Origin of the sequence: Staphylococcus massiliensis, assembly GCF_043186315.1 — a bacterium.
In the GTDB taxonomy this organism is placed as follows: Bacteria; Bacillota; Bacilli; order Staphylococcales; family Staphylococcaceae; genus Staphylococcus; species Staphylococcus massiliensis.
Window position 1 is genome coordinate 756,175 of record NZ_CP171119.1, and the last position, 13,578, is coordinate 769,752.

Genomic DNA, 13,578 nt, shown 5'->3' on the forward strand with positions numbered 1-13,578 from the left:
GTTCATTTTAGAACGCCCCATGTAGTAATAAGGGTAAAGTCAATGTATCACATTGGATTCATTTTCTTATTACTAAAGAATGAACTTTGTATCATTTCATCGGCCTACTATCTTCTCATTTGGTTATTTCTCTCTTGTTTTTGATTATCTTTCTTCTTCTTTTTCTTATGATTAATATTGTTTTGTTTTTCAGTTTCGTTCGCATAGTACATAAGGAAGTCACTTGCATTTATCGTTGGTAAATGAATATGATTAGATTGTTCATACTCATGTTCAAGATGATTGTCATGATCATTTCTAGCAACTTGATAAATATGTTTTTCGATAATGTCTTCTCGATCGACATGATTATATTTCTCAAGTTTAATGAGTAATTGAACTTTCTCATTAGGGGTTTGATCTTTTACTTTTTCAAAGTTTCTATCGCCTATATCTATTCTTAAATCATTATCAATATCTTCTTTATAACGTTCAATTTCTTTCTCTTTTTCTTTAATGAATTGCAACTCAACGTTATATTCAAAGCTATCTTTTTCTAAGTTTTTAAGGCTTCTCTCACTAAAGAAAATATCCTTACTTGCTTTTTTATAAGTATCTTCTAACAATACATCAGTAGGAATATGGCTATTTTGTTTGAATAGATATTGAACATTTGTCGCTTTTATAAAATTACCTTTTTGTGCTTCATCAACGATAAATGCTTTCTCATCATTACTAAAACGATGATGAGATTTAGGGTACATTTGCTGAACAATTAGATTATTTTTCCCACTTTCAGTAAGATATACGTCTTTCGCTGATTGATAAATTTCTTTACGTTTTTCTTCTCTTTTTTCTAACTTATTCTTTTCATTGAGTAACGCTTTAAAGTTAGATTTAACTGTATTAATAAACTCTTGTTGACTATATCCTTTGTTTTCAACTTCTCTTCTAAATTGATAATTAGTATCATAATTATCTGCATAAAATTTTAATTGACATCTCTTAATTTCATTTTTAAGTAAGTCATTTTGAATTTTACGACCAAAGCTAGACGCACTATCAAACGTATTTTTAATGGTTTCCTTAGCCTCTGAATAGCCAACTTCATGTTGATATCTATCAAATAAAACAGAATAACTCTGTTCATTTTTACTTACTTGATCGTTAGCATTTTGAACAAGTAATCTAATTGCATTTTGTGCTTGTTCTCTCTCTTTATCACTATATACTTCTGATACTTCACCACGATTATATCGTCTAATCTCTTCATTTTTCTGTCCGTAATAAGTAACGGGTTGGTACTCGATACCTTCTTTTTCACAGCGTTTTTGTTCATTTTTTTGGTTCTGTTGCAAAGTTAATTTTATAGTATAATTTTAACAAAAAAGGAGCGTTCTCTATGAATTATTTTAGATATAAGCAATTTAATAAAGATGTAATAACTGTAGCCGTTGGCTATTACTTAAGATACGCGCTTAGTTATCGTGATATATCTGAAATACTAAGAGAACGCGGCGTTAACGTTCATCATTCAACGATCTACCGTTGGGTTCAAGAATATGCTCCTATTTTGTATCAAATTTGGAAGAAAAAGCATAAAAAAGCTTATTATAAATGGCGCGTTGATGAGACATACATTAAAATAAAAGGAAAATGGTGCTATTTATATCGTGCCATTGATGCAGATGGTCATACATTGGATATTTGGTTACGTAAGAAACGAGATAATCATTCAGCATATGCGTTTATTAAGCGACTTATTAAACAATTTGGTAAACCTCAAATGATAATTACAGACCAGGCACCTTCGACGAAGGTGGCAATGTCTAAGTTGATTAAAGATTTTAAACTTAATCCCGACTGTCATTGTACATCTAAATATCTTAATAACCTCATTGAGCAGGATCACCGTCATATTAAAGTGAGAAAGACGAGATATCAAAGCGTCAATACAGCAAAGAATACACTCAAAGGTATTGAATGTATTTATGGTCTATATAAAAAGAACCGTAGGTCTCTTCAGATCTACGGATTTTCGCCGTGCTACGAAATTAATCACATGTTGGCCAGTTAAGGGAATACTACCATGTTAAAATGATAATTAGTTATATTTTTTCTGACTTTGCAACAGAACCTGATTGCCTAAGTCTAAGTGAGATTGAAAGATAGAAATCGTTTCAATCGTGTCTTCTCCTTTTTTATTAAATTTCGTAGTAGGGGATGTGATACAGTGCCGTATCAATTATATGCATTAAAAGTTGACTTCACCTTAGAAAATGATGAATTAGATGGTTTATATGCGAGCTTAAATCCTACTGAACAAAAGAATGTTTCTCGAATGAAGACGCGAGAAATGTATGTCACGAAGCTATTATCTGCACTGCTTTTCAAATATAGTGTGGCAAATTATGCGGAATGTGATATCGACGAAGTTGTTCAATATGAAAATGAATACGGGAAACCATGTTTAAGTTCACCTATGAATGTTTACGCAAATCGATCTCATTCACATGAATGGATTATTTGTATTGTCGATTCTTACCCAGTTGGTATTGATATCGAACATAAAGCACCCATTGATTTATCATTAGCAGAAGCATTTTTTAATTCATGTGAGAAACGATACATTTATAATGCAGCCGAGATGATGAAACAATATGATAGATTCTATGAAATTTGGACGATTAAAGAAAGTTATTTAAAATATATTGGAACTGGTTTATATCGTAATTTAGATTCATTTTTTATACATAGAGAAGGTATTGGATATGAATTAACGGATTATGAGACATTTCCAACTGAAAAGATTAATGTGAACCATGGTACTTTTCCATTAAATACAAACTACGCGTTGAGTCGCGTGGTAAGACATCATAGTAAGAACGAAGTGCGACCTTACCATGTTAATCATATATCAATGGATACTATTATGAATCACTTCCATAAGACGAAGGAGCATGTATGAGTAAACGACAACTAATATGCCTACCTTACGCAGGTGGTAGTGCATCCATCTATAATGATTTAAAAGCACACGTGCAAGACGATATAGAACTGAAGACCATCGAACTTCCTGGTAAAGGGTCACGATTTACTGAATCACCACTAATTTCTATTGAAGATATGGTAAATGAAGTCGTAGCTCAAATTAAGGATTTAAATGTCGGTGATTATGATATTCTAGGCTACAGTTTAGGGACGATTCTTGCTTATGAGACGTACTTTAAACTTAAGGAAGCGGGCATGACGTTGCCAAAGCGTTTATTCCTAGCAGCGAGTGAACCGATTGGTTATCGCGGTGAACCTGAAGGTGTGAAAGATATGGATCAAGATGCGTTCAAGACGTTCATTAAAGATAAGGGCGGTACACCTGAGGCAGTCCTTGAAAATGATGAACTATGGCAGCTTGTAAGCCCGTCACTGCGCGCTGACTTTGAAGCAATCGATGCGTATTCAGATAAGCCTCATGATGACGAGATTGACTTAGATGCGGTCATTATGTCAGGTGAAGACGATATCGATTCTGAAACGTTGTCTAAATGGGAAGCTTACTTCTCAGGAAAAGTAACGATCGAATATTTCGATGGCGGTCATTTCTTCTTACACAATGAACCTAAAGCCATCGCAGAAGTGATTCATCAACATGCGTTAAGTTAATATCAACGAAGCGGATAAGCTCATGGGAAGTGGGCTTATCCTTTTTTAATGGTTAGACTTGAAGGAACGCGACTTAAATATCTATAAGCGGCTAATAAATTGTCTTAATCAATTCCAAAACAGCTGACTCAGAGGGCGGGGCCCCGGCAAAGAAATTTGCGCAAGCAAATTAACAAGCTATGCAAGCCGGGGGTTAAGCGTGGTACAAAGTAGCTATGCTACTTTGTAAGTCCAACTAACAAACTGAAAGTTTGAGTTGGGCTTTACAGGAAAGCATGCTGTTTTAGGGAATTGCAATTTAGTATCAAAATTTTAATTGAACACAACCTTGTAGGTTAGTTATTAGGCAAGAAAGGGTATCTGTGTCATACTTATAATATAAAATTATCAATTCTTAAATGAGGTGTATGTATGGGACGTTATCATTTTAAAGAAAATTTCTTTGATGCTTCTACAGAAGTAATCGATGTATTTGATGAAAGCAATCGACCTGTTTATCAAATGAGTTTATTCTATACTTCAGGTACGCAACAAGTTATGTCTTTCATGGGACGTCAAAAACATAATTTTAAGATAGAGGATGGCAAGAATATTTACACGATCACACAAGAAGGTTCGATTGAAGGACGTATTAAGACGCCATTTTCAACGGTATGGGATGTTGAGAAGAATGGTCGTAAGATTGGTGTCTTTTCAACGCAGATGGCACTTAAACCACGTATGGTGTTCAAAGGCGTTCAAGGCGATGCCATTACGCTAGAATCAGGTTTCATTTCTCGTTCCGTTAAAGCAAAAGACCATTCTGGTCGCGTGATCATGACGACTAAATCAGAGCGCTTTAAAATCGCTTCAGGTCACGATATCCATATTACTGATGGTACATACAATCCAATGATGCTTATTTTATTATTCCAAGGCTTCTTTGAATTCCAAGAACATAGACGTAAGAAATCAGGTGGCGGCGGCTTCGACTTCGATTTCTTCGACTAAGGTTTATGTTTAAGTCCATTTAATTTTGCTTTAAGATAAAAAAGCATTTATAATTAACTGAACAATTATAAGAAGTGACGTTGCTTTTGATGAAGGAAATTAATAGCGAACGAAAGTAGGAGTCGTTGTACCATGAAAAACCTAATGAACCGATTGTTGCCAGTTCTCGGTGTGATATGTATCTTAATCGCGGTGTTCTTGTTCTTTAAACCAAAGATTGATGATTTCTTTAAAGACCAGGAAAATGATAAGAAGATTGAAGAATATAATGACGCGAATAAGAGCGATAAAAATAAGAATGGTGAAAGTCAGAAAGACAAGGCTGAAATCCCTAAAGATAAATCTAAGATGGCAGGGTATTTAGAGATACCTGATGCGAAGATTAAAGAGCCCGTTTACCCTGGACCTGCGACGCCAGAGCAGTTGAAGCGTGGTGTAAGCTTTGCGGAGGAAGAGGAATCGTTGAGCGATCAGAATATCTCAATTGCCGGTCATACTGACTATAGCTTGAAAGATTACCAGTTTACGAATCTAAAAGGTAAAGTGAAGAAGGGCAGTGACGTAAGCTTCACTGTCGGTAATGATAAGCGTAAATATAAAATTACGTCGATTCGTAACGTACCGCCCACTGAAGTTTCTGTTTTAGACGAACAACAAAATCAAAAAGACCGATTGACTTTAATTACGTGCGATAACTTTGATCCAAATACAGGTGAATGGTTAGACCGTACGATATATGTCGCTGAAAAGGTCGCTTAAATAAAGAACCCCTAGTGCGTTGTGGCGTGCTAGGGGTTACTTTTTTGGTTTGATTTACAAGACTTCAGAAACGTGTAAATGAAAAGGTGTTTGATTTACAAGACTTCAGAAACGTGTAAACGAAAGGGCGTTTGATTTACAAGACTTCAGAAACGTGTAAACGAAGGGGCGTTTGATTTACAAGACTTCAGAAACGTGTAAACGAAAGGGCGTTTGATTTACAAGACTTCAGAAACGTGTATACGAAGGGGTGTTTGATTTACAAGACTTTAGAAACATGTAAACCAAAGAGCGAACATGCTAGTTTAAACGTACAACAATGACGAGATAAGCATGTACAATTCCGATAAATTAAGCATACTCAAAATCGTACATGATTATCTCACCGTATCCACTCCCCATCAAAGGAATGAAGTGCAACCACGGTCGCACTTCAAACCGATTGAACCCAAACAGAAACAAGTCACCGGCCCGCAACACTACCCGCAAAAGCCGCTTAACACATTATAGCTTTTGCGGGGGCGCGTTGCGTGGTGACTTGTCTTCATCTTATCCCTTTAGAATGACGGCGTGCTTTGGTGTTTCATAAATCGTTAGTTGTTCGATTCCAACGCCGTCTGGTAAGTATTGCTTGAATTGTTCACGAATCCAGTAGCCTATATTTTCTACGGTCGTATTCATTTCAGGTAAAGTCGTATTTAAACAAACGTCGTTTAACTTCGGTTCAAGATAGTCACGGTAAATCCGGTCTATTTCATGAAAGTCTACGGCAATGCCTAGCTTGCTTGTAAGGGCTTTTAAAGAAAGCACAAACGTATATTCATGATGAAATAAATCTTTATAAGCCGTGTCGCTGAAGAAGATACGGTTGTCGGCGTGGAATGTAAAATGCTGCTCGACTGTAACAGGTTCGGCGTGAATCTCGAACTGACTCGGCGCTTTAATACCATCTAAACGTGACATCGGGGTCTACATCTCCTTATCATTTTACATATGTTTGGTTATATTTACGCTATTTCTTTTCAAAAAGGAAAGCAGTTTCTCAAAAACTGTTCCCCACATTTAAGTCTTTAACTACTTTAAAACTGTAGGGTTCCCTAAGTCCCCTATATTAAAGTCTTAAAATCTAGTGTTCCAAAAGTTCTCCTCACAGTTAATTCATTAAAACCTTCATTAACGTCGCCATCGATTGGTATTATAGCAGACCTGTCCGATACTTAAGTCGCAATACAAAGCTTGTAAGCTTTACGTCACACAATTTCCAAAACAGCTGACTCCTAGGGGAGTAGCGTGAGTCCAGAGACTACAGGCTCTGGCCACGCCCCAGGAAAGCATGCTGTTTAAGGAAATTGAGTTGAAAATCCCTACACTATTTCGCGTGTATCGGTCCACCTGGTCCCATCGGAATACCAAGCAGATACCACACAATCATAAATAATGGCCAGAATATTGCTAAGAATAACGTATAAGGCATGAGACTCGCAATCAACGAACCAAGTTTCATCTTAGGATCGTACTCTTTCGCGTAAGAAAGCAGCAGTGGTAGGTACGGCATCATCGGTGTAATCGGGTTTGTAATCGAATCACCCACGCGGTACATCATTTGCGTAAACGCAGGGTGATAACCGAGTATCAATAACATTGGAACAAAGATAGGCGCGAGAATACCCCATTTTGCTGAAGCACTACCGATAATCATGTTAATAAGACCACCTAGGAAGATAATGCCAAGTATCAATACAATACCACTTTGATTCTGAAGTAAAGCAGCCCCTTTAACCGCGATAATAACACCAAGATTACTCCACTCTAAGAAGGCAAGTAGTTGCGCCGCGAAGAAGACAATCACGATAAACGTGCCCATCGTCGACATCGATTCACCTAGCATCTTACCAAGGTCCTTAGAGTTTCGAATCGATTTCGTCATAATCCCATAAATCAAACCCGGTAGTAAGAAGGCGAGAAGAATAATGATCCCAACGCCGTTAATCAAAGGTGAGTCATTCAAGATACTGCCCGTCTTCGCATTTCTTAAAAAGCTACTCTCTGGAATCGCAAGTAACGCAACAAGTACGATAAAGGCTAAGAAACTTAAATTCGCGATTCGAAGCGCCTTTCGTTCTTGAGGCGACACAGTAGAAGACGTTTCATCCTTATCCGCTTTAAGCTTACTCTTATCATATGTACCAAGTCGCGGAATGACAATTTTCGTCGTCACAAAGTAAATCACTGGCACAAGCATCGCGACACTTGCTGCTACGAAATACCAGTTCATCGCAACGTTCAACGGCATGTCCTTATCAATGATATTCGTCGCCGGTCGCGTAAATGCATACACAAGCGCATCATTCATACCAATCAACAAGTTCGCCGCAAAGCCACCCAACGCCGATGCATAAGCCATCGTCAGTCCTGCAATCGGATGGTAGCCAAGCTTAATAAACACTAATGCTGCAAGTGGCGGTAAAATAATCGGTGCCGCATCACCTGCCGCATTCCCCATAATCCCCATAAAGATGATTGTCGGTATAATGACCTTCGTCGGTGCCTTATTCACAACGAGAATCATAAACTTATCAAAGTAGCCCGTTCGTTCAGCTACCCCGATACCAATCATCACAGCTAACACGAGACCTAACGCTGGAAATTCTGCAAAATTCTTAATCGCGTCATTCAATATCATCGCAAGCCCGTCGCGACTAAAGATACTTTTTACATGTACCATTTTATGTGTCCCTGGATGTTCCACTGCTACATTAAATAGCGACACAATCCACGTAATTGTTGCGAGTGCGACACACATGATAAAGAACAACATACTCGGATCAGGTAATTTATTCCCTGACTTTTCAACAAAGTTTAAAAACCGGTTAAAGAAAGATTGCTTTTTTCGTATCATCATACGACCCCCAACTAATTGCAAAGTTGAAGTAAGTATAACAAATTTTAGGAATATTTAGAAAACAATAATTGTGCGATGAGACACCTAATTATAACTTGAAACTATAACTAAATTCGCTTCCCATATAGTAAAAGCCACAACAACCCGCTATGCAAGTCATTGTAGCTCTTTAATTACTTTTTATAATTGATTTACCTTTTCGAAAAGGACATGATTTTCTAAATGTACATGTTCGTGCGTATCCTTTTCTAACGTTTGAAGACGATTATAGACTAATCGCCACGTGCCACACGCTTCTAGTGGCGGTACAAAGCCACCTGTTAATTTACGCATTTCAACGAGCTTTAGTCCAGCATTCGTATGGTCATCAACAAGCAACTGAATCGTTTCATTAATATCTGCTACACTTTCACCTTCAGAATACGCTACTAGCTTTGGAAACGATACATGATCCTCTTCGTCAGTGTGCGTTAACATCGCTTCTTTAAAAGCATCGTAAACGTCTTTTAACTCTAGAAGGTTAGGATGATTAGACCCATGTACGCGCGCTAACTTAGTTACATACGGCGTAAGTTGCTTAAATTCTTCCTTTAAAGGTTCATGGAAATGCGTTTGAATATATTGAACTAAAGAACGCACATTTAAATCCGAAGCTTGGATACCATCTTGTTTGTCCTCAGAAACTGCTTCAAGTTCGTTCATAATTGTGGATAAGTCCACACGTTTATGGTTGTGAACAGCTTCTTCAATCGAGATCTTACCTCCACAACAAAAGTCTATACCATACTTTCTAAATACGTCAGCTGTCTTCGGATACTTAGTCACCGCATCAGCTACTAACATTGACTTATCAAGCATTTAAACCGTCTCCCTTACTTACGTCATATAAATAGATTTTGTAAAATACATCTTCATTATATGACAATTTAAGTAATTTAAAGATTCATAATATTGAGTGTTGATAAATCGTCACAAAGTTGTGACTAATATGTGGATAAGATTTTCTAACATATAAATTCAACTTCTAATCCCATATAAAATAAAACTATAATTCAATTATTTCAGAAATGTAAAGATAAATTTATCAAATTATTATAAGTTGGTTAAAACTAAATAAATTTAATTACTATGCATAGACACGCACAAAAATTCTGTTAATATAACACTATAAAGTATATAATTATAAATAAAAAGTAGTGTAATTTAGTGTTTTATACAAAACCATATTTATAGTTATATCTTAATAATGTCTTAAACTACATCTATTTAGAAAATTAAATAAGAAAGGTGGTGCGCTTCAAAGATGGAGAACACGATTGACCTAACGAAACTATTCGCACTTCTTAAGAAAAATCTTAAGCTATTAATCATTATTCCTCTCGTGACATTGCTACTCGGTTTATTACTAACCGTATTTGTGATGAAACCTAAATACGAAGCGAGTACACAAATACTTGTTGCGCAAAACGAAACATCTGAAGAGTTTAAATTCCAGGAAGTTCAAAGTAACTTACAGCTTGTGAATACATACTCAGAAATTATTAAAAGTCCAAGAATTTTACAAGAAGTGTCGAAAAAGCATAAATCATATGACCAAGAAGAAATCGCTTCAATGTTAAATGTGAGTAATTCAGCAGAATCTCAAGTTTTAAATATCACAGTTAAAAGCGGCGATCGAAAAGACTCAGAGCAACTCGCGAATACAATTGCTAAAGTCTTTACGAAAGAAGTACCTAACATCATGAACGTAAATAACGTAACGGTACTTTCTAAGGCAGATGAAGCTGACAAGGTGTCACCAAGAATCATGGTGAATACGGCGATTTCATTAATTATTGGCTTAATCATCGCAAGCATATACATTTTACTCAATGCATTATTCGATAAACGACTTAAGTCAGAAGAAGAGATTGAATCATACCTCGATATTCCAGTTTTAGGTGTAATTCAAAAGTTTAAATGAGGTGAAAAGAAATGAGGAAATCACCAACAAGAGGTGGTATGAAAACTCTTATTGCGCACACGAATCGTAAGTCAGTGATGAGTGAGAGATTTAGGGGCATACGTACTAACATAATGTTCTCGGCATCCGATAAGGCAATTAGTACTTTAGTAATAACATCGGAACGTCCTTCATCAGGTAAATCCACGATGTCATCAAATATAGCTGTAACTTATGCACAAGCAGGATTCAAGACTTTAGTACTTGATGGTGATATGCGTAAACCAACTCAGCATTATATTTTCGGCGTTCAAAACCAAAAAGGTTTATCCAATGTGCTTATAAATCAACATGAACCTGAGGAAGTCATCGAATCGACAATGGTTGAAAACTTATTCATTTTACCATCAGGCCCAATCCCACCTAATCCATCAGAACTTATCGGATCGGTTAAACTTGAAACATTAATTAATTTACTAAATGAAACATTCGACATGATTATTATTGATACACCACCTGTATTAAGTGTAACGGATGCACAGCTTTTCACTGAAGTAGCACGGAACGTATTATTTGTAATTGACGCCGAAATGAACAACCGTGATCATGTTAGAAAGGCTATGAATCTTGTTAAAAAAGCTAATGGTAAAGTCATCGGTGCGGTACTCAACAATGCTAAAGTTTCTAAAGCTCAAAACGCAGGCTACTCATACTACGGCGAGGATTGATAACAATGATAGATATGCATAATCATATTTTAATGGCTTGTGATGATGGTCCAAATTCGCTAGAAGATACAATAACTCTATTAAAGCAAGCCCGTGACCAAGGGATTACAGATATTATCGCGACACCTCATCATCTGCATCGTAAGTATAACAATACTTACAAGTCGGTGTCGCAAACTACATTAAAACTGAATCAAAACTTGACTATAAAACAACTAGGAGTCCGTATTTATCCAGGTCAGGAAATTCGAATTAGCGATAGAATATTTCAAGAGATTGAATTTGAAGAGATAAAGGGATTGAATACATCACGATACATATTGATTGAATTACCAATATCATATGTACCGAGCGCAACCAGTCGTATCTTCTATGAGCTACTCAACAAAGGTTTCACGCCGATTATCGCGCACCCAGAACGTAATAAGGAAATCGCGAACGATTTAAGCGTCCTGTATGACCTTATCAATCAAGGTGCCTTAAGCCAAATTACCGCAAGTTCATTATTGGGAAATTTCGGTAAACACGTGCGTAAGATTTCCATTCAAATGATGAATTGTAACCTAATGCATTTCATCGCATCTGACGCACATGATGCCGCGATACGTCCGTTTCAACTTGGTCATTTGGAAAAGGACGTTAAGTTAAAGGACCATCAAGAAACGATAAACATGCTGATCGATAATGCGAACCATATTATAACGAACGAACCGATTTTTAAATCACAACCCTTTTTACCGAAGAAGAAAAAGTGGTTTAAATTATTTTAATGTAAAGCGAAAAGAGGGGATGTAACGTGCAGTTTTTGACAACAAAACAACGGTTTATATTACTCATGCTTGTTGACTCATTCATCGTTACATTTTCAATATTTTTAAGTTATTTCATTTTAGAACCATTTTTTAAAATTTACTCTTTTAATTTCTTAGTTATCTCATCGATATGCTTACTACTCTTACATCATCTATTTGCGAATATCTTTAACTTATATCATCGCGCATGGGAGTACGCGAGTGTGAGTGAATTAATGCTGATTGTGAAGTCTGTTACGAGTTCAGTTGTATTAACTATGGCTATCATGACACTGTTCTCCAATCATCCAACTTTCATAAGACTTTATTTCATCACTTGGATGATGCATCTTATCTTAATCGGTGGGTCACGTTTGTCATGGCGACTTTATAGAAGAACCTTTATCAATAAAGATATCAATAAGAAATCGACATTAGTCGTTGGTGCCGGGCGAGGTGGCTCGATCTTAATCAAACAGATGATTTCAACGCCGTACATGGGCATGGAACCTGCACTTGTCGTTGATGATGACCCTAGAAAGCAGAAGATGACGATTGTAGATGGTGTTAAAGTAGAAGGTTTCATTGATGATATTCCAGAGCTCGTACAAAAGTTTAGAATCAAGAAAATCATCATTGCGATTCCAACGCTAACTCAAAAGAGACTCAGAGATATCAACGCACTTGTCGAAGGTTTAGATGTCGAAGTGTTCAAAATGCCAAATATTGAAAATGTAATGTCCGGGGATGTTGAAGTTAACCAATTGAAAAAGGTTGAAGTTGAAGATCTATTAGGTCGTGACCCTGTGGAACTTGATATGGATATGATTTCAAACGAGCTTAAAGGTAAGACAATCCTCGTAACAGGCGCAGGTGGCTCGATTGGTTCTGAAATCTGTCGCCAAGTTTGTAAGTTCATGCCAAGTAAAATTTTATTACTCGGTCACGGTGAGACGAGTATTTATCACATCCATAGCGAACTTACGAAACTTTATAAAGATGCGATTGAAATTGTGCCAGTTATCGCAGATGTTCAAGACAAAGTCAGAATGAAAGAAATCATGATGCAGCACAAACCGTACAACGTCTATCATGCGGCAGCGCATAAACATGTACCACTTATGGAAGGTAACCCAATGGAAGCCATCAAGAACAACATCATCGGTACACGAAATACTGCCGAAGCGGCGGCTTATGCGAACGTGAATAAGTTCGTCATGATTTCGACTGATAAGGCTGTTAACCCGCCGAACGTCATGGGTGCTTCGAAACGTGTTGCCGAAATGGTCATTCAAGGTATGAATAGCGACAACTATAATACAGACTTTGTAGCCGTTAGATTCGGTAATGTATTCGGTTCGAGAGGCTCTGTGATACCACTTTTCAAGAAGCAAATCGAAGCAGGCGGTCCAGTGACCGTGACACATCCCGAAATGACACGCTACTTTATGACAATTCCTGAAGCATCCCGCCTCGTACTTCAAGCAGGTGCACTCGCGACAGGCGGCGAAGTATTCGTGCTCGATATGGGTGAACCTGTTAAGATTGTTGACCTTGCGAAGAACCTTATTCGATTAAGTGGTTACAAAGAAGATGAAATCGATATCGTCTTTACTGGTGTGCGCCCCGGTGAAAAGCTCTTTGAAGAGTTGCTTAACAAAGATGAAGTACATCCAGAACAAGTCTATAAAAAAATCTATCGCGGTAAAGTACGCGAACTCGATAGCAAAGAAGTGAACGAAATGATCGATAAACTCATCACAAGCTTCAACAAAGAAGAGTTAATTCGATTCACGAACTACAATAATAAAATCAATGGGTGATGGT

General features: G+C 37.0%; 12 protein-coding genes and 1 pseudogene. 9 read left to right on the forward strand and 4 right to left on the reverse strand.

Translation table 11 applies throughout. From position 1 onward, the window contains the following. Positions 1 to 107: 107 nt before the first annotated feature. Positions 108 to 1,325, reverse strand: a pseudogene (locus ACF3N8_RS03585) (MobA/MobL family protein); the annotation flags it as partial. Between the two features lie 56 nt (positions 1,326 to 1,381). Between ACF3N8_RS03585 and ACF3N8_RS03590 the strand changes: the two are divergent. From ACF3N8_RS03590 to srtA, 5 genes are all read left to right on the forward strand, one after another. Then, positions 1,382 to 2,056, forward strand: coding sequence for an IS6 family transposase (locus ACF3N8_RS03590; RefSeq protein WP_002512555.1), 675 nt, complete (start codon positions 1,382 to 1,384; stop codon positions 2,054 to 2,056). A 156-nt stretch (positions 2,057 to 2,212) separates the two neighbouring features. Further along, positions 2,213 to 2,947 (forward strand): 4'-phosphopantetheinyl transferase family protein, encoded by a 735-nt coding sequence (locus tag ACF3N8_RS03595; RefSeq protein WP_392450265.1) that lies wholly within the window; start codon positions 2,213 to 2,215, stop codon positions 2,945 to 2,947. After that, positions 2,944 to 3,639 carry a thioesterase II family protein gene (locus ACF3N8_RS03600; protein WP_392450267.1) on the forward strand — a complete coding sequence of 232 codons (696 nt, stop codon included), beginning with the start codon at positions 2,944 to 2,946 and terminating at the stop codon, positions 3,637 to 3,639. Before ACF3N8_RS03595 ends, ACF3N8_RS03600 begins: the two co-directional genes overlap by 4 nt. A gap of 411 nt (positions 3,640 to 4,050) precedes the next feature. Then, a complete protein-coding gene (locus tag ACF3N8_RS03605; RefSeq protein ID WP_009382166.1) occupies positions 4,051 to 4,629 on the forward strand; it encodes a hypothetical protein in 579 nt (192 codons plus the stop codon). Between the two features lie 132 nt (positions 4,630 to 4,761). Next, positions 4,762 to 5,388 carry a class A sortase SrtA gene (srtA, locus tag ACF3N8_RS03610; RefSeq protein WP_009382165.1) on the forward strand — a complete coding sequence of 209 codons (627 nt, stop codon included), beginning with the start codon at positions 4,762 to 4,764 and terminating at the stop codon, positions 5,386 to 5,388. A 549-nt stretch (positions 5,389 to 5,937) separates the two neighbouring features. On the opposite strand, the gene ACF3N8_RS03615 is transcribed toward srtA, so the two are convergent. From ACF3N8_RS03615 to scdA, 3 genes are all read right to left on the reverse strand, one after another. After that, a complete protein-coding gene (locus tag ACF3N8_RS03615; protein WP_009382164.1) occupies positions 5,938 to 6,351 on the reverse strand; it encodes a 6-carboxytetrahydropterin synthase in 414 nt (137 codons plus the stop codon). 406 nt (positions 6,352 to 6,757) lie between these two features. Continuing rightward, a complete protein-coding gene (locus tag ACF3N8_RS03620; protein ID WP_009382163.1) occupies positions 6,758 to 8,287 on the reverse strand; it encodes an AbgT family transporter in 1,530 nt (509 codons plus the stop codon). A 183-nt stretch (positions 8,288 to 8,470) separates the two neighbouring features. After that, entirely contained in the window at positions 8,471 to 9,148 is a 678-nt protein-coding gene (scdA, locus tag ACF3N8_RS03625; protein ID WP_238101744.1) for an iron-sulfur cluster repair di-iron protein ScdA, read from the reverse strand. 445 nt (positions 9,149 to 9,593) lie between these two features. Here scdA and ACF3N8_RS03630 point away from each other — a divergent pair, with 445 nt between their 5' ends. The 4 genes from ACF3N8_RS03630 (at position 9,594) to ACF3N8_RS03645 (ending at position 13,574) form a co-directional block, all read left to right on the forward strand. Next, positions 9,594 to 10,253 carry a Wzz/FepE/Etk N-terminal domain-containing protein gene (locus ACF3N8_RS03630; RefSeq protein WP_009382161.1) on the forward strand — a complete coding sequence of 220 codons (660 nt, stop codon included), beginning with the start codon at positions 9,594 to 9,596 and terminating at the stop codon, positions 10,251 to 10,253. An 11-nt stretch (positions 10,254 to 10,264) separates the two neighbouring features. Then, complete coding sequence (locus tag ACF3N8_RS03635; RefSeq protein ID WP_009382160.1) at positions 10,265 to 10,960, forward strand: polysaccharide biosynthesis tyrosine autokinase; 696 nt, start codon at positions 10,265 to 10,267, stop codon at positions 10,958 to 10,960. 5 nt (positions 10,961 to 10,965) lie between these two features. Next, on the forward strand, positions 10,966 to 11,730 hold the full coding sequence (locus tag ACF3N8_RS03640) for a tyrosine-protein phosphatase (protein ID WP_238101743.1): 765 nt from the start codon (positions 10,966 to 10,968) through the stop codon (positions 11,728 to 11,730). A gap of 65 nt (positions 11,731 to 11,795) precedes the next feature. Continuing rightward, on the forward strand, positions 11,796 to 13,574 hold the full coding sequence (locus tag ACF3N8_RS03645; RefSeq protein ID WP_392450426.1) for a polysaccharide biosynthesis protein: 1,779 nt from the start codon (positions 11,796 to 11,798) through the stop codon (positions 13,572 to 13,574). Positions 13,575 to 13,578 lie beyond the last annotated feature (4 nt).